We start from the raw sequence: 633 nt of genomic DNA, 5'->3' as shown, positions 1-633 counted from the left end.
TCAGTATGTCGGAAGATCTCTAAAAGTGAATGGTTCGTTTTGCCGGGATACTTACAATGAGAGTGGCTGGGACAACTACGAGACTGCACGACAGCTGCGGCGGCAAGCTGAACAGTTATCTCTCGGTTTTGTTGAAGAATGCTGGCGTAACCATCCGGAAGTAATTCAGGCGGTAGAGAAGTTCGAGTATCCGGTGTTTATAGATGAGGAGATGACTCTTTTTAATGCAGATCAGGATGCTGGTATTGACTGATGGTCAGCTGGTGGCCGACGCGAACATTATGAACTGTAGTGGTCAACTAAAACTGGCCACCGCTTTAGAGTTTTTCCAGTATCGGTTTTCCGATTCGTTTGGGGGTAATCCACCGTTATAGTCATGCGGCCTTAGCGAGCTGTAATATCCGACGATATAGTCTGTGATCGCATGAGCAGCTTCGCTAAAGTTTATATAACCTGTCACTGGCACCCACTCGTTTTTCAGACTCCGGAAGAAGCGTTCCATCGGGCTGTTGTCCCAACAGTTTCCACGTCGGCTCATACTCTGCCTGATCCGGCAACGCCACAGTAACTGCCGGAACTGCCTGCTTGTATAGTGGCTACCTTGGACGCCCTTCTAAGAGTCAAGCTGTTATC

At 48.7% G+C, this 633-nt stretch carries 2 pseudogenes; one reads left to right on the top strand and one right to left on the bottom strand.

The annotated features are described in order from the left end of the window. A pseudogene (locus HMPREF3178_RS17245) lies at nucleotides 1–253 on the top strand (hypothetical protein); the annotation flags it as partial. A gap of 42 nt (nucleotides 254–295) precedes the next feature. Here the strand turns inward: HMPREF3178_RS17245 and HMPREF3178_RS30070 are convergent. Beyond that, nucleotides 296–604 (bottom strand): annotated as a pseudogene (locus HMPREF3178_RS30070) (integrase core domain-containing protein); the annotation flags it as partial. Nucleotides 605–633: the final 29 nt, after the last annotated feature.

Origin of the sequence: Klebsiella sp. HMSC09D12 (genome assembly GCF_001808475.1) — a bacterium.
Taxonomy (GTDB): Bacteria; Pseudomonadota; Gammaproteobacteria; order Enterobacterales; family Enterobacteriaceae; genus Klebsiella; species Klebsiella oxytoca.
Note: the sequence above shows the minus strand (reverse complement) of the source record. Positions and strands in the feature narration are given on the sequence as shown.